The 18871-nt window shown below is 72.1% G+C and carries 18 protein-coding genes and 2 pseudogenes; 14 read left to right on the forward strand and 6 right to left on the reverse strand.

All coding sequences use genetic code 11. The features are described from left to right. Positions 1-46: 46 nt before the first annotated feature. Both STH_RS19615 and STH_RS19620 read left to right on the forward strand, forming a co-directional pair. Positions 47-523, forward strand: a pseudogene (locus STH_RS19615) (DUF2804 family protein); the annotation flags it as partial. Positions 524-570: 47 nt separating this feature from the next. Further along, positions 571-1041: a DUF2804 domain-containing protein gene (locus STH_RS19620; RefSeq protein WP_276324218.1), complete on the forward strand. Its 471-nt coding sequence runs from the start codon at positions 571-573 to the stop codon at positions 1039-1041. A gap of 120 nt (positions 1042-1161) precedes the next feature. On the opposite strand, the pseudogene STH_RS19890 reads toward STH_RS19620, so the two are convergent. Further along, positions 1162-1293: pseudogene (locus STH_RS19890) on the reverse strand (protease complex subunit PrcB family protein); the annotation flags it as partial. Here STH_RS19890 and STH_RS19285 point away from each other — a divergent pair. From STH_RS19285 to STH_RS03085, 4 genes are all read left to right on the forward strand, one after another. Beyond that, the gene (locus tag STH_RS19285; RefSeq protein ID WP_173355291.1) at positions 1241-1405 is read left to right on the forward strand and encodes a hypothetical protein; all 165 of its coding nucleotides are present in this window, start codon (positions 1241-1243) and stop codon (positions 1403-1405) included. The pseudogene STH_RS19890 and the gene STH_RS19285 sit on opposite strands and share 53 nt — an antisense overlap. 292 nt (positions 1406-1697) lie before the next feature. Beyond that, complete coding sequence (locus STH_RS03075; protein ID WP_011194730.1) at positions 1698-2393, forward strand: tRNA (adenine(22)-N(1))-methyltransferase; 696 nt, start codon at positions 1698-1700, stop codon at positions 2391-2393. Positions 2394-2416: 23 nt separating this feature from the next. Further along, positions 2417-3532: a Nif3-like dinuclear metal center hexameric protein gene (locus STH_RS03080; RefSeq protein WP_043713187.1), complete on the forward strand. Its 1116-nt coding sequence runs from the start codon at positions 2417-2419 to the stop codon at positions 3530-3532. Between the two features lie 9 nt (positions 3533-3541). Continuing rightward, entirely contained in the window at positions 3542-4468 is a 927-nt protein-coding gene (locus STH_RS03085; RefSeq protein WP_011194732.1) for an oligopeptide/dipeptide ABC transporter ATP-binding protein, read from the forward strand. 43 nt (positions 4469-4511) lie between these two features. Here STH_RS03085 and STH_RS03090 read toward each other — a convergent pair whose 3' ends face one another. Both STH_RS03090 and STH_RS16830 read right to left on the reverse strand, forming a co-directional pair. Continuing rightward, on the reverse strand, positions 4512-5654 hold the full coding sequence (locus STH_RS03090; RefSeq protein ID WP_043713190.1) for a metallophosphoesterase: 1143 nt from the start codon (positions 5652-5654) through the stop codon (positions 4512-4514). Positions 5655-5669: 15 nt separating this feature from the next. Continuing rightward, positions 5670-6908, reverse strand: coding sequence for an SDR family NAD(P)-dependent oxidoreductase (locus STH_RS16830; protein ID WP_050742080.1), 1239 nt, complete (start codon positions 6906-6908; stop codon positions 5670-5672). 235 nt (positions 6909-7143) lie between these two features. Here STH_RS16830 and STH_RS03100 point away from each other — a divergent pair, with 235 nt between their 5' ends. Then, complete coding sequence (locus STH_RS03100; RefSeq protein ID WP_011194735.1) at positions 7144-8070, forward strand: ROK family protein; 927 nt, start codon at positions 7144-7146, stop codon at positions 8068-8070. A gap of 24 nt (positions 8071-8094) precedes the next feature. Here the strand turns inward: STH_RS03100 and STH_RS03105 are convergent, their stop codons facing one another. Then, positions 8095-8454, reverse strand: coding sequence for a hypothetical protein (locus STH_RS03105; protein ID WP_148205468.1), 360 nt, complete (start codon positions 8452-8454; stop codon positions 8095-8097). A 231-nt stretch (positions 8455-8685) separates the two neighbouring features. On the opposite strand from STH_RS03105, the gene murQ reads away from it, so the two are divergent. The 6 genes from murQ (at position 8686) to STH_RS03135 (ending at position 15412) form a co-directional block, all read left to right on the forward strand. Beyond that, positions 8686-9627, forward strand: a complete 942-nt coding sequence (murQ, locus tag STH_RS03110; protein WP_050742081.1) for an N-acetylmuramic acid 6-phosphate etherase — start codon at positions 8686-8688, stop codon at positions 9625-9627. Between the two features lie 31 nt (positions 9628-9658). Beyond that, positions 9659-10816: an N-acetylglucosamine-6-phosphate deacetylase gene (gene nagA, locus STH_RS03115; protein WP_011194738.1), complete on the forward strand. Its 1158-nt coding sequence runs from the start codon at positions 9659-9661 to the stop codon at positions 10814-10816. Next, positions 10806-11549 carry a glucosamine-6-phosphate deaminase gene (gene nagB / locus STH_RS03120; RefSeq protein WP_043713195.1) on the forward strand — a complete coding sequence of 248 codons (744 nt, stop codon included), beginning with the start codon at positions 10806-10808 and terminating at the stop codon, positions 11547-11549. Before nagA ends, nagB begins: the two co-directional genes overlap by 11 nt. A 154-nt stretch (positions 11550-11703) precedes the next feature. Then, positions 11704-12873, forward strand: coding sequence for an ABC transporter permease (locus STH_RS03125; RefSeq protein ID WP_043713197.1), 1170 nt, complete (start codon positions 11704-11706; stop codon positions 12871-12873). Positions 12874-12894: 21 nt separating this feature from the next. Next, positions 12895-13578 carry an ABC transporter ATP-binding protein gene (locus tag STH_RS03130; RefSeq protein ID WP_011194741.1) on the forward strand — a complete coding sequence of 228 codons (684 nt, stop codon included), beginning with the start codon at positions 12895-12897 and terminating at the stop codon, positions 13576-13578. A 196-nt stretch (positions 13579-13774) separates the two neighbouring features. After that, positions 13775-15412 (forward strand): esterase/lipase family protein, encoded by a 1638-nt coding sequence (locus STH_RS03135; protein WP_011194742.1) that lies wholly within the window; start codon positions 13775-13777, stop codon positions 15410-15412. 13 nt (positions 15413-15425) lie between these two features. Here STH_RS03135 and STH_RS03140 read toward each other — a convergent pair whose 3' ends face one another. After that, positions 15426-16265 (reverse strand): HAD family hydrolase, encoded by an 840-nt coding sequence (locus STH_RS03140; RefSeq protein ID WP_043713200.1) that lies wholly within the window; start codon positions 16263-16265, stop codon positions 15426-15428. A 138-nt stretch (positions 16266-16403) separates the two neighbouring features. Between STH_RS03140 and STH_RS03145 the strand changes: the two genes are divergently transcribed. Then, positions 16404-18296: an ATP-dependent helicase gene (locus STH_RS03145; RefSeq protein ID WP_043713202.1), complete on the forward strand. Its 1893-nt coding sequence runs from the start codon at positions 16404-16406 to the stop codon at positions 18294-18296. Here STH_RS03145 and STH_RS03150 read toward each other — a convergent pair. After that, positions 18293-18856 carry a cob(I)yrinic acid a,c-diamide adenosyltransferase gene (locus tag STH_RS03150; protein ID WP_043713205.1) on the reverse strand — a complete coding sequence of 188 codons (564 nt, stop codon included), beginning with the start codon at positions 18854-18856 and terminating at the stop codon, positions 18293-18295. The genes STH_RS03145 and STH_RS03150 overlap by 4 nt on opposite strands. Positions 18857-18871: the final 15 nt, after the last annotated feature.

Raw genomic sequence — 18871 nt, forward strand, 5'->3', positions numbered from 1 at the left:
GCGGCGGGGGAGGGTGCGCGGCAGACCAGCCGACAGGAGGTGCCCCATGAACGTCGAACGCGAACTGCTGGAGCCCGTTCCGCTCTGTGACGACCGCGGCCGGCTCAATCCCGACGCGGTGGGCTGGTCCCGCAGACCGCTGCACCGCTGCAATCTGCGGGGACACTGGCTGCGGAAGAAGCGCTGGAACTACTGGGCCATCACCACCGAGACGCATCTGTTCTCGCTGACGGTGACCGACCTGGACTACGCCGGCCTGGGGTTTGCGTACTTCCTCGACTTCGGGACCGGCGACTTCACGGAGCAGACCGTCCTGCACCTCCTCGGCCGGGGGCTGACCCTGCCGGACGACGTGGAGGGCGAGGTGCGGTTCGACGACGAGAAGATGCGGCTTTACATGTACGACGACGGGGAAACGGTCCGGCTCACCGCGGCGAGCCCGGATTTCGGCGGGGTGCCCATGCAGGCCGATTTCACCGTCACCCGCCCGCCGGAGCAGGAGTCGGTGAACGTGGTCATCCCGTGGAGCCGGCACCGGTTAAGCAGGAGGCCCTGCCGGCCCGGGGGGAGGTGCGGCTCGGCGATCGGCGCATCCCCTTTGAGGGCTTCGCCTGCCTGGACTTCGGGCGGGGCGTCTGGCCCTACCGGGGCTTCTGGAACTGGGCCGCCGCTTCAGGCGTGCAGGGCGGCCACACGATCGGCCTCAACCTGGGCGGCGGCTGGACCGACGGGACCGGCATGAACGAAAATGGCTTCGTGGTGGACGGTCGGGTCACGAAGATCCACGACGACCTGAACTTCGAGTATGACCCCGCGGACTTCATGCGCCCCTGGCGCATCCGCACCCGGGAGACCGACCAGGTCAACCTGCTCTTCGAGCCCTTCTTCGAGCGGGTGGCGCGCACCGACGCGCTGGTCGTGCGCTCGGAGGTCCATCAGATGATCGGCCGGTTCAGCGGCTGGGTGACGACGGAGGCCGGTGAGCGCATCGCCATCGAGCGGATGGTGGGCTGGGCCGAGGAGCACCGCGCCCGCTGGTAGGCCGGCGGAGTCGGTCCGCACCCGCCACCGGACCTCCAGGCGGGTGTCCTTCTTCACCCGCGGCACGGCGATGACGTGATACGGCTGCGTGACTGCCTGGGTGACGGGGCGCCCCGGGGCGGGGCGCAGCTCCAGGGCCGTGACCCGCAGGCTGTCGCCCTGCGGCGCCACGTCCGTGATGTAGAGGCTGTATCCGCCGGTGGGCCGCTCGCCGGCGAAGAGCGCCACCACCGAGGAGCGGCTGAAATCCACCGGGGGCAGGGCGGGGGGCGGGTCGAAGCGGCTGGCGTGGCGCCGCCAGAGGGCTTCCCACTCGGCCAGGCTGGTGATGAGCGCAGCCTCCTGCGCGGTGATGCCGCTGTGAGTTCCCCGGGCCAGGGTGGTGAACGTGCCCGTCGCGGCGGGCGAGCCGCAGGCCGAAGCGAGCGCAAGCAACGCCGCGAACAGGGTCCGCAGCAACCGGGATCGGGACTTGGACAGGGCTGCCGGCAGCGCCGCCGGGAGCCCGGGCCGGCAGATCAGGAGGGGTCTGGTCCGGGCCATTCGCTGCACAGTCAGGCCTCCCTCGGTTTTTTGCTCAGCTTTCCCGAAGTTCGGGGCGACGAACCGGGGGGCGGAGCGAATCCTAACCTGCGATCGGAGGGCTTGCCAACGCGATGATTCAGCTTTCCCCGCGCCTGGCCGCCGTGGCCCGCCATGTGCCCGCTGGCCGGCCGTTTGCCGATATCGGCACAGACCATGCCTACCTGCCGGTCCATCTGGTGCAGTCCGGCCGGGTGCCGCGCGCCGTCGCCGGCGACCTGCTGCCTGGGCCCCTGCAGGCGGCGAGGGCCACCGTCGCCGCCGCGGGGCTGGCGGACCGCATCGACGTGCGGCTGGGTTCGGGGCTCACGGTGCTGGCGCCCGGCGAGGCGCCGTGCGTGGCCGTGTGCGGCATGGGGGGACCGCTGATCGCACGCATCCTGGCAGAGGGGCCGCTGGCGGGCGTGGAGCGGCTGGTCCTGCAGCCAATGGGCGGCGAGGCGCAGCTGCGCCGCTGGCTGGCGGACAACGGCTGGCGCCTGGTCGCCGAGGAGGTCGTCGAGGACGGCGGACGGCTTTATCCGGTGCTTGTGGCCGAGCCCGGCCGGATGGGCCTCACCCGCATGGAGGAAGAGGTGGGGCCGCTCCTGCTGCGTCAGGGCGGCCCGCTGGTCGTGCGCTACGTGGACGAGAAGCTGGAGCTGGCCCGCCGGGCCCTGGCGGGCGCGTCCCGCTCCGACCAGCCGGCGGCGCAGGAGCGCGCGGCCCAGCTGTCCGAGTTGGTCGAGCTGCTGGCCCGGGCCCTGCGCATCTGCGCCGGCGACCGCTGAGGGAAACAGGGAGGTGCTGCCGGATGACGACGGTGAGGAACATCGCGGCGTACATCGAGGAACTGGCGCCGCTTTACTGGGCGGAGTCGTGGGACAACGTCGGCCTGCAGGTCGGGGACCCGGGTGCCGCCGTGCAGCGCGTGCTGGTCGCGCTGGAGCTCACGGATCCGGTGCTGGAGGAGGCCGAAAGTCTGGGCTGCGATATGGTGGTGGTCCATCACCCGCCGATCTTCAGGCCGCTGAAGGCGCTGCGCTTTGACAACCGCCCGGCCCGCAGGCTGCTGCGGCTGATCCGCGGGGGCATCGCCCTGTACGCGGCCCACACCAACCTCGACCAGGCCGCGGGCATGACCAACGACACGCTGGCCGCCGCCGCGGGGCTCACCGAGTTCGAGGTGCTGAAGCAGGCCGGCGAGGAGCGGTACGTGAAGCTGGTGGTGTTCGTGCCCCGGGGACACGAGGACGCCGTGCGGGACGCCCTGGCGGGGGCCGGCGCCGGCCACATCGGCAACTACAGCCACTGCACCTTCCAGGCCCCCGGCACCGGCACCTTCCTGCCGCTGGAGGGGACGAATCCTTTCATCGGCCAGCAGGGGAGGCTGGAGCGGGTGGAGGAGCTGCGGCTCGAGACCATCGTGCCGGAGTCCGCCGCGGCGCAGGCCGTGCAGGCGATGATCGCCGCGCATCCCTACGAGGAGGTGGCCTACGACCTGTACCCGCTGGCCAACCCGGGGAAGGTGCGGGGACACGGCCGCATCGGACGTCTGGCGCAGCCGGTGAGCCTCGCACAGCTGGCGGAGCGGCTGAAGCAGGCGCTGCGCACCCCGGCGGTGCGCGTCGTGGGCGACCCGGAGCGGATGGTGACCACGGTCGCGGTGGGGGCCGGCGCCGGTGCCGACCTGATCCGCCCTGCGGCCTCCCGCGGCGCGGACGTCTTGGTGACCGGAGACGTGAAGTACCACGAGGCGCAGGATGCGCTGGACCTGGGGCTCGCCCTCGTCGACGTGGGCCATTACAACTCGGAGGCCGGGGCGATCGGCTCGCTGGCCGCGTACCTGCGGGAACGGCTGGCGGCGGACGGTCACCCGGTGGAGGTCGTGGAGTCACAGGCCGGCCGCGACCCGTTCCGGTTCGTGTAGGAGGCAGCCATGTCCGAACCCGTCCTGAAACTCGATGAGATCGTCGTCCTGCGCCGCACCGATCCTACCGGTCCCTTCGGCCTGTGGGGCGCCAGGCCGGTGCGCGCGGTGGACGGCGTCAGCCTGACCGTCGACCGGGAAGAGACCCTGGGGCTGATGGGCGGCTCCGGCGCAGGAAAGACCACGCTGGCGCAGGCGGCCACCCTGCGGCTGCCCCTGCACCGGGGCAACCTCCTGATGCTGGGGGAGGACGTCCGGCGGCTCGACCGCAAGCGGGCGCGCCGCCGACTGCAGCTGGTGCCGCAGGACCCGCGGGAGTCGCTGGACATGGACCGGCGGGTGGACGAACAGTTAGATCAGCTCGTCCGCGCCTACGAGCTGCCCGACGGCGGCGCCCGCATCCGCCGGGCGCTGGAGCGGGTGGGGTTGCCGCCGGAGCAGTTCCTGAAACGGACCCCGCGCCAGATGTGCGGCGGCGAGCAGCAGCGGCTGGCGATTGCGCAGGCGCTGGCCCTCAACCCGCTGCTGGTGGCCCTCGACGAGCCGGTGTCTGGCGTCGACCCCAGGCTGCGGGAGGAGCTTCTGGACTTGCTGGCGGACGTGCAGCGGGAGCAGGGCGTCGCTTACCTGCTGATCTCCCAGGACCTGCGGGTGATCGGCCGCCTGGCCCGCCGGGTCGCCATCATGCACCTGGGCCGGATCTGCGAGGTCGGCCCCACCGAGCAGGTGCTGATGAACCCCCGGCATCCCTACAGCCGCCGCTTCCTCGGCAAGGAGGAGGGGGCCCTGCCGCCGGACGAGAACACGGCAGGGCGGGTCTTCGCCGGCTGCCCGTGGGCGCCCCACTGCCCCCACGCGGTAGAGCGGTGTACGCGCGAGCGGCCGGCGGAGCGGGAGGTGGCCCCCGGCCACCTGGCGGCGTGCCACGTGCTCTGAGCAACGACTGCGGCGCACCCCCGTCGGGGTGCGCCGCAGCCGCTTACTGGGCGAAACGAATCGTAATCTGCACGATCTCGGAACGGGAGCCGACCCGGATCGGCGGCCCCCAGGTGCCCCAGCCCTGGGAGACGATGAACTGGGTGTTGCCTTTCCTGAGGTACCCCCAGTCGACCTCGAAGATGCGGTCGGTAATCAGCCTCCCGGGCCACACCTGCCCCCGGTGGGTGTGGCCCGAAACCTGCAGGTCGACGCCCGCGGCCACGGCCTCCTCCAGCCGGTCGGGCTGGTGGTCCATGACCAGGACCGGCCGGGACGGGTCGACCCCGTGCAGGACGTCCTGCAGCGACGCCCGTTGGTGCGAGCGGTCGTTCCGCCCCACCACGTAGAAGGCGTCGTCCACCGCCACCCATTCGTCCACCAGGAGCCGGATGCCGGCCTCGGCCATGGCCGCCCGGAACATCGGCAGGTCGTCGGACCCGGCGTCGTGGTTCCCCAGTACGCTGTACACCCCCAGCGGGGCGTCCAGCCCCCGGAGTACCCCGGCCATCTGGCGCGCCTGGAAGGGGCGGAAGTCGTCATCGATGATGTCGCCGGCCAGGAGCACCAGGTCCGGCCCCAGCCGGTTGACGTCCGCCACCAGCCTCTCCAGCCGCCCCCGGCCGATGATCAGACCCAGATGGGTGTCCGACACCAGCACGACGTTCAGCTCCCGGTACTTCCCCGCATGCTTGGGAATCGTCACCTCGTACCGGGTAACCACCGGCGAGCGAGCCGCCCAGGCGCCGTAGATCACCACGGCCGCGTACGCGGCCAGCAGGACCGCCCCCGTGACCTTCACCAGGTTCAGCGGGGGGAAGACGCCCGGGGCCAGGAGGCGCGCACCCCGGTACATCAGCCGCGCCACGTCCACCAGCAGAAGCGCCGGGAACAGGTACACCAGCGCGGTCATCCACCAGGCCCCGATCCGGGCCAGCGCCTCGGAGACCCAGAGCGGCAGCCAGGCTCCTCCGACGCGCGCAAGCGGGAAGGCCGTGGCCAGGAGCAGGACCGCGGCCCAGTACGGCGCAGGCGGAACGGGTCGGGGCAGCACGGCTGCCAGCCACTCGGCGCCGCGCAGGCCGATGTAGAAACCGATACCTCCGTACAGTGCCAAGAACAGGGCGATGAAGAGGTACAGATACATCTTTCCACTCCCGACTTAACCGGTGGCTGCGGCCCGGCCGCCCTCCGTCAGGGCGGCCTGCAGGGACCGGAGGTCGCGCGCGTAACCGTCCATGCGCGCCTGCACCTGTGCGAGCACGGCGGGATCCCGGGTGAAGCGTGCCGTCTCGGCGGGTACCCCCTCGACGTAAGCGACGAGCCGGTCCAGGTCGGCGCGCAGCCGGTCGCGGTCGAAGGGGCGCCCTTCCCGCACGCAGGCGAGGAGGGCGTCCGCCTCCTGCTGCCAGGCCTGCACCGGCTTGCCTGTCCTGGACCGGAAACCCGACCGGGCCAGGGGCCGCACAAAGACCGGAAGCCGCTGGAAGTCCGCCTCCGTCTCGGCCAGGATCTCCTTCAGCCGCGTCAGCCCTTCGGCCAGAGGCACGTCACCCACACCCGGCTCCCCGGCCGGTGCGGTGGGCCCGCACGGCGTGATCAGCCCGGCGCGCTCCAGCACCTCGTAGCCCGACGCCACCTGCCCGTGATACTCTCCGGCCAGTCTGGCCACCAGGAAGGCCAGGGCCAGTCCGGCGTGCTCCACGGGCATGAGGCCTTCATAGGCAGGGTGCAGCGACACCCGGCGGAACCCGGCCTCGCTCATGCCCAGCAGGGGTGCCAGGCCACGGGCGGCCTCCAGCAGCCCCGGGGTCTCCACCATCCCCGGCGCGAAGGCGACGACCCGGAGGCTGCCGTCGCCGATCTCGGCGGCGAGGGACTGGGTGAAGCCGACCAGCCCCTGTTTGGAGGCGATGTAGGCGCTCAGCCCGGGCATGGCGTCGGTGGAGATCAGGTTCACGAGGGTGCCCGTCCCCGCCTCCCGCAGTTGGGGCAGAAAGGCCCGGGTGACGAGGAAGGCCCCTCGCAGGTTGACCGCGAACACGCGGTCCCAGAGCGCCGCGCTCATCTGCTCCACGGGCGCCACCGGGCAGACGACCGCGTTGTTGATGACGACGGAGGCCGGCCCCATCCCGTCACGGACGGCCCGGGCCAGGTGTGCCACCGCGGCCTCGTCGGAGACGTCGCACCCGAAGAACCGGGCTTCCCCGCCGGCCGCCCGGATCTGTTCGACGGCCTCCTCACCCTCCCCGGCGATGTCGACCACGGCCACTCTGGCGCCCAGGGCCGCGAGCGCGGCAGCGGCTGCATGGCCGATCCCGCGGGCCGCTCCCGTGACCACGGCGACCCGGCCGTCCAGCTCCCCCGGTGCCAGCCCCACTGCCTCCAGTAGCGACCGCATGCGAACCCCCCCACGCCGGAAAGGATTCGCTCGCGGATCCCACAATCCCTCCGTGGTGCCAGGCCCGCCGGCGGCTGTTCCCGCGGGGCGGTCCGCACGCGGTCGGCCCCCGGGGCCAGATTGCGGAAATGCTATGACCGGGCGCGCGCATCGCTGCCCGCCCGGGCCGTTCCGGAGCGGGCCACGGGGCGTGGTGGCGCGAGCAGGGATCGGAGCAGGGGGGAGGTGAGCCGCAGTGGTCTATCTGGGCATCGACATCGGCGGCACGGGCATCAAGGCGGCCATCGTGGACGGGCAGGGCATCATCCTTCACCGTGCCGAGGTGCCCACCGGCGCGGCGGAGGGAGCGGACGCCGTCCTGCAGCGCGTCCGGCGGCTGGGGCTCACCCTGGTGGAAAGGGCGGGGCAGCCGGTGGAGGCGTGCGGCGTCGGGTCGCCGGGCCGCATCGATCACCTCCGGGGGCACGTGATCTTCGCCAGCGGGAACCTGCCGGGCTGGACCGGCACGGCCCTGGGCGCGGAGCTCCATCAGACCTTCGGCGTCCCCGTCGTGGTGGACAACGACGTGAACGCGGCGGCCGTGGGCGAGGCCTGGATCGGCGCCGCCCGGGGCTCGTCCGACTTCCTCATGCTGACGCTGGGCACCGGAGTGGGCGGCGCCCTCACCGTGCACGGCCGGCTCTGGCGGGGCGCCCGGTGGGGCGCGGGCGAGGTCGGCCACATGGCGCTCTACCCCGGCGGCGACCCCTGCCCCTGCGGCGGCCGGGGCTGCGCCGAACGGTACGTCTCGTCCAAGGCGCTCACCCGCCGGGCCAACGAGGGACTGGTCGCGGGCCATCCGTTCCGCGGGGTCCGAGACGTGATCCGGACCGCGGAACAGGGCGACGGCGAGCGGCAGCGCGCCGCCCGTCTGGCCGTGGAGCAGTGGACCGCGGACCTGGCGCTCTTCCTGATGAACCTGCAGATGGCCTTCGACCCGCAGATGATCGTGGTGGGCGGCGGCATCACCCGGCTCGGCTACTGGTGGGATCGGCTGGTGCAGGCCGCCGCCCGGGAGTGCCGGGAACGGTCCATGTCAATCCGCATCCGGCGGGCCAAGCTCGGCCCGATGGCCGGTGTGGTGGGCGCAGCCCGTCTGGCCATGCTGAGACGCGCCCGCTGAGTCCCCGGAGCCGGTGGCCGGGGCCTATTCCCCGGCGGCCGGGGAATCGGGCCGGCCGGGCTGCTCCTGTGCGTCGCTCGGGGAGCCGCGGCCCTTGAGCCGTTCCCGGAGAGCCCGATACACCTGCTCCGTCTCGGCGATCGGGCGCAGGGCGACGCCCCGTTCCCGCTTGGCCGTGCGGATGACGTGCTGCACCTCGGCCTGCGCCTGCTGCAGGGCCGACCGGGCGACATCCAGCTCCTCGAGCGTGCGGGCCTCCCGCAGCATCTGGTGTGCGGTCTCCACGCGGGCGAGCGCCGCCTTCATCAAGGCGTGGTGGTCGGGCTCACGGACGGCGGGCTCCGGGGCGCGGAAGCGGAGGAGTCCGAGTGCCCTCTGCAGCACGGGAACACCCCCCATTGACGGTTGACCTTGGAGGCGTACCCTCCTGCTAGTAATTACGAGGAAAGCCAGGAAATGGTTTCCCTGCACAAGTCTCCTCTGCGCGAAATTCCGCAAACCATTCAGCACCGGTCATCCGGCAGGCACCGGCCGGGTATTCTCTAAGCGGTGACGACGACCGAAGTGGTGCGCGCGGGCAGGCTTCCAGCCGTGAGGCGGGGAAATCGATATAGAATGGGTCGCTCGGCTGAGCGGGAAGGAAGGGAACGCATCGTGGAACTCAACCGGCTGGTGACCGAGGGAAGGCTGCAGGAATCGCTGGAGATCGATCAGGTGTCGACCCTGGAGATGGTGCGGATCATCAATGAACAGGACAAGCAGGTGGCCCTGGCCGTGGAGAAGGAGCTGCCCCACATCGCGCGCGCCGTCGACCTCATCGCCGAGCGGCTGCGGGCGGGCGGCCGCCTCTTCTACGTGGGCGCCGGCACCAGCGGCAGGCTCGGCATCCTCGACGCCTCGGAGATCCCGCCGACCTACGGCGCACCGCCCGATCTGGTGCAGGGCGTCATCGCCGGCGGCCTCGAAGCGGTGTTCCGGACGCGGGAGGGCGCCGAGGATTCGCGGGAGCAGGGCGCCGCCGACATCGCCGCGCGGGTGCGCCCCGGCGACGTCGTGGTGGGCATCGCCGCCAGCGGCCGGACCCCGTACACGGTGGCGGCGCTGGAGGAGGCCCGCCGCCTGGGGTGCGCGACCGTGGCCGTGACCAACAACCCGGACTCTGCCCTGGCCGCCGCGGCGGACGTCGCCATCGCGCCCGTGGTGGGGCCGGAGGTGATCATGGGCTCGACCCGCATGAAGGCCGGCACCGCGCAGAAGATGGTGCTGAACATGCTCTCCACCGGCGCGATGATCAGGCTGGGTAAGGTCTACTCGAACCTGATGGTCGACATGCAGGCTTCCAATGAGAAGCTGCGGCACCGGGCGGTCCGCATGGTGGTCCAGGCCACCGGGCGGGACGAGGATGCGGCGGCCCGGGCGCTGGAGGAGGCCGGCGGCTCGGTGAAGCAGGCCATCGTGGCCCTTCTGGCCGGCGTGGATGCCCGGACTGCGCGGGAGGCTCTGGATCGCGCAGGGGGCTACGTGCGTGAAGCCATTCGACTGGCGCAGGGGAAATGAACGGGAAAGCGAATGGAGGAGAGATGTCAGCATGAAGCGCTGGTTCAGGGCCCCGCTCATTCTTCCGGACCGGGTGATTCCCGACGGGCTGCTGGCGTACGATGCCGGCAGGATCACCGATGTCTGGGACCTGGCCGACCCGGCCGCCCCGCCTGTTCCCGCTGAAGCCGAGGTCGTGGAGCGGGGCTACCTGGCTCCGGGTTACCTGGACATCCACGTGCACGGGGGCGGCGGCGGCGATTTCATGGATGCGGACCCCGAGGCCGTGGTGGCGATCACGACCATCCACGCCCGCCACGGGACGGTCGGGCTCCTGGCCACGACCCTGACCGCGCCGGAGGAGCAGATTATCCGGGCCATCCGCACGGTCCGGCAGGCCCCCCGGAAGGGCGCCCGGGTGCTGGGCTACCACATCGAGGGGCCGTACATCAACCTGGCGCATAAGGGGGCGCAGAATCCGGAGTACGTGCGGCCCGCCTCCATTGCCGAGATCGATCGTTGGATGGCGGAGGGCGGGCCCGAGGACCGGTGGCACGTGACGCTGGCGCCGGAGACCGACGGTGCATTGGAAGCCATCCGTTACCTGGTCCGCCGCGGCGCCACCGTCAGCGCAGGCCACACCGACGCGACGTATGACCAGATGCGGGCGGCGGTCGAGGCCGGCCTGTCCCACGCCACTCACCTGTACAACGGCATGCGGGGCCTGCACCACCGGGAGCCGGGCACCGTGGGCAGCGCTCTCGCCCTCCCCGGTGTGACGGTGGAGCTGATCGCCGACGGCGTGCACGTGCACCCCGCCGCAATGCAGGTGGCCGTGCGGGCCCGGGGCCCGGAGCGCGTCCTGCTGGTCACCGACGCAATGCGGGCCACCGGCATGGGCGACGGCGAGTTCACCCTGGGCGGACTGCCCGTCACCGTCCGGAACGGGGAGGCCCGCCTGCACAGCGGCTCGCTGGCCGGGTCGGTGCTGACCATGGACCGGGCCGTGCAGAACGCGGTCCGACTCATCGGGCTCGACCTGCCGACGGCGGTGGCCATGGCGACCCTGCATCCGGCCCGCCTCCTGCGGCTGGACGACCGGAAGGGCTCGCTCGCGGTGGGCAAGGATGCCGATCTCCTGGTCCTGGACGAGGATCTGAACGTGAAAGCGACGATCATAGGCGGTGAGGTTGTGTATGATGAGCGGTAATCGGTACCCGTTGAAGGTGGAGGTCTTCCCGGACTACGCCGCGCTCTCGCAGCGGGCGGCCGAGATCGTGATCGGCCTGCTGAAGGAGAAGCCGGATGCGGTGCTGGGACTGCCGACCGGCTCCACGCCGGTGGGCTTCTACGACGCGCTGGTGGCCAGCGGGGTTTCCCTGGCCCGCGCGCGGACGTTCAACCTCGACGAGTACCTGGGGCTGCCCCGCACGCACCCCGAGAGCTACTATTCCTTCATGAAGCGGATGCTGTATGACCGCACCGACCTGCGCCCGGAGAACTGTCACATCCCCGATGGCACCGCGGCCGACCCCGAGGCCGAGTGCCGGCGGTACGAGGAGGCGATCCGCGCCGCGGGCGGGCTGGACATCCTCATCCTGGGTGTGGGCCACAACGGCCACATCGGGTTCAACGAGCCCGGCGCGCCCTGGGACGGGCGGACACGCATCGTGGAGCTGGCCGAGCGGACCCGCCAGGCCAACGCCCGCTTCTTCAACAACAACATCGACGAGGTGCCCCGCCGGGCCATCACGATGGGCATCGGCACCATCCTGGAGGCCCGCCGGCTGCTGCTCCTGGCCAACGGCGCCGGCAAGGCGCCCATCGTCCAGCGGTTGGTGGAGGGCGAGCCGACGCCGGAGGTGCCGGCGTCCGTGCTGCACTACCATCCGGACGCGACGGTGCTCCTGGACACCGAGGCCGCCTCGCTGCTCAGGCGGTAGGGGGCTCCGGACCGGCGGCACCGCAGGCTCATCCGGGCTGCGCAGAGACAGGGGGCTGTTCCGGCAGCGTGTTGCTGCCGGAACAGCCCCTTTGAAACTGGTGCCATTTGGGCATCCTATAGGGGGAGTACTGCCGCGGGAGGCAAGGACTTCCATGGAGATTCTGCGCAACCTGTATCGGCGGCGGCTGCGCACCGGCCTGACCGTCCTGGGCATCGCGGTGGGCATCCTGGCCTTCACCGTCATGGGCGCGATGGCCGAGAAGTTCAACCGGCTGATCGCCGGGGGCGAGGCGTACTTCGCGAACCGCATCGCGGTCCACTCCACCGGCGGCGCGCTGCGGCTGAACCTCCTGGGCCCCGAGGACATCGAGGTGATGAAGCGCACGCCCGGCGTCCGCCACGTGGAGACGCACATCATGATGGCCCTGGACGAGACGGCGGGGTTCGAGCTGGCGCCGCGCTTCCTGGTGGGCATCAACCTGCCCAACTTCGCTCGGGCGCAGCTGATCGGGGACGAATCGGCCCGCCTGCGCCTTGCCCGGGGCAACTGGTGGCGGCCCGGCGAGCGGCAGGTCGCGGTGCTGGGCAGCGCCGTCGCCCACAAGATGAAGCTGGACGTGGGGGACACCCTGCAGGCCCGCGGGCGCGACTTCCGGGTGGTCGGCGTACTGGAGGAGACGCTCTCCCTGCCGGATGGCTGGGCCCTGATCCCGGAGGAGGATGCGCGGGAGCTTCTGTTGGAAGGCTCGTCCCTCCTGCAGGCGCTGGGGCTTGAGCTGGAACGGGTCTGGACCAACGCCTACGCCCTGGTTGAGCCCGGTATGGGGGACGAGCTCACCGACCGGCTGGCTCACAGCCTGCGCAGGGGCTACCTGCTCCACTCGCCGGAGCAGCTGGTCAAGGCCGCGGGGACCGCGTCCAGCGTGCTCAACGCGGCGATCCTCGGGTCGGGCGCCATCGCCGTCATCGTGGGGTCGCTGGCCGTGGTCAACACCATGTTCTTCGCGGTGGGCGAGCGGACCCGGGAGATCGGGATCAAGAAGGCCATCGGCGCCGGGCGCTGGGCCATCCTCCGGGAGTTCCTGGCCGAGTCGGTCCTGATCGGCTTCCTGGGCGGACTGCTGGGGCTGGGCGTGGCCGCCGGGCTGATCGCCGTGCTGAACGGGTACGCGGCGCAGGAGGGCACGCCGGTCTTCCTGCTGACGCCCCGCCTCGCCCTGGGGGCGCTGGGGTTTGCAACCGTGCTGGGCGGAGCCGCCGGCGCATGGCCCGCCTGGCGGGCGGCCAATCTGGACCCGGTGGAGGCGCTGCGGGCCATCTAGGGACGAAGAGGAGGGAGAAGCGTGAGCGCAAGGCCGCTCTTGGAGGCGGAGGGCCTGGTGAAGGAGTATCCCATGGGCGTGCGGGCTCTGGACGGCGCCAGCCTCTCGGTGGGGCGGGGCGAGATCGTCGGGATCATGGGGCGTTCGGGCAGCGGCAAGTCCACCCTGCTGCACATCCTCGGCTGCCTGGACCGGCCCGACGCCGGCCGGGTCTGGATCGACGGCATCGAGGTCACCCAGCTGTCGGACGCCGCACTGCCCAAGATCCGGCTGCACCACCTGGGGTTCGTGTTCCAGGCCCACAACCTGGTGCCCACCCTGACGGCGCTGGAAAACGTGGCGCTGCCGCTCCGGTACGTGCGGCCGCGCCCCGCCGACCCCTACGCCCGGGCCCGGGAACTGCTGGAGGCGGTGGGGCTGGGCGACCGCATGCACCACCTTCCCGGCCAGCTCTCCGGGGGACAGCAGCAGCGGGTGGCCATCGCCCGGGCCCTGGTGAATAACCCCGCGCTGGTCCTGGCCGACGAGCCGACCGGCTCCCTGGACTCGCAGAGCGCCCGGGCGCTCCTCCGGCTGATGCGCCGGCTCTGCCAGGAGCGGGGGCAGACCTTCGTCGTGGTGACCCACGACCCGGCAGTGGGCCAGGTGTGCGACCGCATCTACCACATGGTGGACGGCCGCGTTCTGAACGCGGCGGTGGGGTGAGGGCAGGAACCGGTCTGCTGACCCACGGCCATTCGTCGGGCGGGCCGCGGCGGGACCGCGACGCAGACCACGGGGGTGGCAGAGCGAGGATGCCGGTCGGGCGCCGAGCGGCGCAATGCCCACAGCGAAAATAACGGAAAATTATGTACAAATAGCAGCGGGATGTCCTACGTTGGTGGGGAAAGGAGATATCCCCATGCGCAGAATCATCCCGCTGCTTCTGGTCTTGTCCCTTCTCTTCCTGTCTGCCGCCGCGCTGGGCGCGCGCCCGTCACGCCTGGCGGCCGCGCAGCCGGTTGCGCCGGCCGAGCCCCCGCCGCCGGTACACGCCGGCCGTGTCGAACTCGCCCTGGACGGGGGGCCGGCGGAGCCGGGGACGCACGGCGCGGGCGACGTGCCGGCCGGCCGGGCCCTGGCCGCGGGCGACTGGTACGTGGGCGCCACGCCGCCCAACGCCGACCCGACGAAGCCGGTGCTCGTGTTTGTGCACGGCAAGGGCGGCTCGGCGGCCGGCTGGTGGTCGGACACCATGTACCACGGCGTCAACGACATGTACGCCTACGCCTACAACAATGGCTACCGCACCGCCTTCGTGGACCTTCACCCTGAGGGCACCATGTGGACCAACGGGCAGCTGCTCAGCAGCCTGCTGGACCAGGTCACGGCCCACTTCGGGGTCAGCAAGGTCGTCATCGTGGCGCACTCCAAGGGCGGTGTCGACGCCAACGCCGCCTCCGCCCACTACGGCGCGGCCGCACGCATCCGCCGTGTCGTCACCCTGGGGACGCCGCACTGGGGCACGCCGCTGGCCGACCTGGCCTACTCCAGCTGGGCGTCGTGGCTGGCCGAGATCATCGGCCAGCGGACGGACGCCACGTACGTCATGCAGACCGGGTACATGGACTACTTCCGTTCCATCACCGACGGCCTGGACCCGGGGGTCGCCTACGCGACGGTGTCCGGGTACAAGTGCGGGCCGCTCTTCACCGCCCTGTGGCTGGGCTGCGTCTACATCTCGGGCGAGGATGACGGCGTCGTGCCCGTCTGGTCGGCCCAGAAGCCCGGCGCCAGCCACCTGAGCACCGGCTACTGGGACCACGACGAGATCCGGATGGGCAGCCGGGTCTGGAGCACCATCGCCCCGCAGCTCACCGCCTCCGGGCTGACCGCCTCCCCCGGGGCCCGGGCGGCCGCCGGCGGGCCGGCGGCGCCGGGCAACCTGATCCTGCGGGGCGGCAAGGCCAATGCCGAGGAGCACGCCGACGCCTTCCCGGTCGAGCGGGGCGTGCGGGCGGCGACGTTCCACGTGCTCGCCTCCCACCCCGACCTGAAGGCGGCCCTGGCCGCGCCGGACGGCACCCTCCATCCGGTGAAGTTTGTCGCTCCGGTGCCTGAGGGCGAGGTCTTCGCCGGAGCCTGGCTGGGCGCCGTGGAGGTAGAGGACCCGGCCGCCGGTGAGTGGCGGCTGGTGACATCCGGCCCCGCCGGCTCCGCCTACCTGATGATCGCCGCCCTGGAGGGCGGGGTGGCTGCGGTCCTGGACCTGGGCGACCGGCTTTCGGTCCCGGGCGCGGCCCGTACCGTGAGCGTCAGCCTCCAGGGAGCGGACGTGGCAGAGAGCAGGGCCTCGCTCACGCTGACCGGCCGCGACGGGCCGGTTGCGGACGGCATCGGGCTCTCCGGCGGCCGGGGCGCCCACCGGGCAGCGCTGTCGGTGCCGCAGCAGCCCGGCGTCTACACGGTCACGGTCACCGTAACCGGGAAGCTCGGCGACGGATGGCCCTTCGAGCGGACGGTGGTGAGCAGCTTCGCGGCGTTCCCCCGGGCCGACTGAGCCCGGGCGGTGGTCAGCCGCCCTGCGGCCCCGCCCGCACCAGGTGTTCCACCGCCGCCGGGACCTCCTCCAGGTGGTTGACGATGGCGTCGGGGATGCAGTCGGCCAGCTCGCAAGGCGGGTAGTCGTGCCAGCGCCGGTCGATCGCGAAGCGCTCCTCCAGCCACGCCCGGCCCGCGGCGGGCCGCTGCCACGGCGGGAGCGCGGCCAGCGCCGGCGGCATCGGAGTATAGCCGGGCGCGAGGGGCTGCACGATGTAGATGGCGAGCCAGCCCGCGGCCCTCGCGCCGGCGATGTCGTGGGGCAGCACGTCGCCCACGTGGATGAAGGGCGGGCCGCCGTAGGCCTCTGCCGCCCGGTAGATGGACGGCTGGGGCTTGCCGGCACCTGCGGTGTCGGGGGTGATGAGGGCCGCGAAGCGGGGCAGGAGCCCCAGGGCCCGCTGGACCGGCTCCTGGTAGCAGCGGAACCCGTTGGTGACGGAGACCAGCGTGTGCCCCTCCGCCCGCAGCCGGTCCAGGCATTCTGCGGCGCCGGGGTAGGCCCAGATCATGCCCTCCATGCGGCAGTACGCCTCCACGAGCCCCGCCACGTCGATCCGTTCCGGGAAGCCCACCTCCCGGGCGATGGTGTTGACGATGTCGTCCCAGTCGTGGCAGCCCACCATGTCGCCAGCCGCGGCCCGGGCCCGGTGCAGGGCGACGAGCCGCCGGAGGACGGCCTTCTCCGGCTCCGGTTCGGCGACGAACGGGGCCAGCGTCCGGCAGATGTGGCCGAAGACGCCGTGGGGCCGGCCCAGGTGAAAGGGATTGCGCTGCAGCACGCCGTCGAGATCAAAGGAGACGAGGGCCAAAGGCATCACCTCATGGCTGTGTATGTTCGCCGCACGAAGGCTTGCGCCTCCGCCCGGGCGGAAGATTCGTCGGGAGGGAAGGGCCGGCGGCCTGCCGAACCCAGAAGGAAACCCCATTCCGCCTGGGAAGTGAGGACGGTGACGCGGTTGCAGAGCGCATCTCCCGCCACCGCCCGGCGCCTGCTGGAGGGGCTGACCCCCGAGCAGGCCCGGGCGGTGACGCATGCCGCCGGCCCCCTGATGGTGGTCGCAGGGCCCGGTAGCGGCAAGACGACCGTGATCGCGCGGCGCATCGGCTACCTCATCGCCGTCCGCGGAGTCGATCCGCGCTCGCTGCTGGTGATCACCTTCACCAAGGCCGCGGCGGACGAACTGAAGGCCCGCGCAGCCGGGACCGCCGGTCCGGCGGCGGCGCGGGCCTTCTTCGGCACGTTCCACGGCCTGGCCTACCGCATGCTGCGCCACGCACAGGGCGGGGGCCCCCTGCGGATCCTGCTGGAGGACCAGCAGTTCCAGCTCATCCGCAATCTCATGCGCACCATGGGGTTGAACACCGACGACGAGGCGGTGCAGGAGGTGCTTGCCGACCTGAGCCGGCTCAGGGCCGAGCCGGAGCCTCCGGCCGGGTTCCGGCCGCGGTCGCTTCCGCCCGCCGAGTTCGACGGGCTGCTCCGGCGATACGCCGAGGCAAAGGCCGAGCAGGGCCTCCTGGACTTCGACGACCTGCTGCACGAGGCGCTGGCTCTCCTCCGCGGCCGTCCGGAGCTGCTGGAGGGCTACCGGCGCCGGTTTGGCCACATCCTCGTCGACGAGTTCCAGGACACCAACCCGGTGCAGTTCGCGCTGGTCCGCCTCTTGGCGGAGCCGGGGCGCAACCTCTGCGTGGTGGGGGACGACGACCAGGCCATCTACGGCTGGCGGGGGGCCACACCGGAGTTCCTGCTCTCCTTCGGGGACCTGTACCCCGGGGCCGCGCAGGTGACCCTCGCCGTGAACCACCGCTGCCCGGCGCCGGTCGTCGAGGCGGCCAACCGGCTGGTGGCGCACAACGTCCGGCGCCTGGGCAAGGTGATGCGGCCGGTCCGGCGGTCCGGCCCGCCGGTGAGACTGCTGACCCCGGCCGACACCGTAGAGGAGGCCGAGGTGATCGCCCGCCTGGTGCGGGAAGCCGGGGCGCCGCTCAGCCATTGGGCGGTGATCTACCGCACCAACCAGCAGGCGCACGTGCTGGCGGAGGTGCTGAGCCGGGAGGGCATTCCGTACCGGACCCTGGGCGGCCTGCCGAATCTCTACCGGCGCTGGCCGGTGCAGGACGTGCTGGCGTACCTGCGGGCCGCCGCCGGGGACCGGATGGCGCTCCTGCCGGTACTCAACCGGCCCAACCGATACCTCGCCCGCGCCGTGGCCGAGGAGGCGGCGCGCATCGCCGGCGCGACGGACGGCGACCTGCTGGCCGCCATCGGTCGGACGGGCCTGCTGCGCACCTGGCAGCTGCGGCCGGTGGAGGAGCTGGAGGACCACCTGCGGGCGCTGGGGCGCATGACTGCGCCGGAGGCGATCGCCTACGTTCGATCCGTCATCGGGTACGACGACTACCTGCAGGAGTACGCCGCCCGGGCGGGCGGCAGGCCGGACGAGCTGCTGGGCCTCCTGGCCGAGGTGCAGCGCACGGCGCCGCGCCTCCTGCTGCCTGCCTACCTGGGCCACGTCGCGGCCTTCTCCGCCCAGGCGGACCGGAAGGCGCCGGAAGGCCAGGCCGTCACGCTGGTGACCTGTCACCGGGCCAAGGGGCTGGAGTTCCCCCGGGTGGTCGTGGCCGGCGCCGTCGACCGGCTGCTGCCGCACCGGTCAAACCCCGACATTGAGGAGGAGCGCCGGCTGATGTACGTGGCGGTCACCCGCGCCCGCGAGGAGCTCTGGATCAGCGCGCCCCGCTCCTACGAAGGCCGGGAGTGCCGGCCGTCCCCCTTCGTGGCGGAACTGCTGGGAACCGCGGCCTTCAGGGCCGCGGAGGCCGGCACGGCCGACTAGGAGGAGCGGTTCCAGTCCACCAGCACGTCCCCGTGTCCGGCGGCCTGGTTGGCGGCCCTGGCGGCGACGAAGAGCAGGTCGGAGAGCCGGTTGAGGTACCGGAGCAGGGCCGGGTCCACCGGTTCCTGCTGCATGAGGGAGACCAGCAGCCGCTCCGCGCGACGCACCACCGTCCGGGCGACGTGCAGCGCGGCCGCCGGGGCGGAGCCGCCGGGAAGCACGAAGTTCCGGAGCGGGGGCAGCCCGGCCTCCAGCCGGTCGATGTCGGCCTCCAGCGCGTCGACGGAGGCCTGGGTGATGCGGGGCTGCTCGCCCCGGTCCCGGTTGGGCGGGGTCGCCAGGTCCGCGCCCACGTAGAACAGCTCGTTCTGCACCCGGAGGAGCACGTCGCGGACCGCCGCGAACGCGGGACCCTCCATCATGGCCACGGCCATGCCCACGTGGGCGTTGGCCTCGTCCACGGTGCCGTACACCTCGACGCGCAAGGCGTTCTTGGGCACGCGCTCGCCCCAGCGCAGGCTCGTGTCTCCCTTGTCGCCTGTACGCGTGTAGATTCGCATGGGCCTCACCTCCGC

This window comes from Symbiobacterium thermophilum IAM 14863, assembly GCF_000009905.1.
Taxonomy (GTDB): Bacteria; Bacillota; Sulfobacillia; order Symbiobacteriales; family Symbiobacteriaceae; genus Symbiobacterium; species Symbiobacterium thermophilum.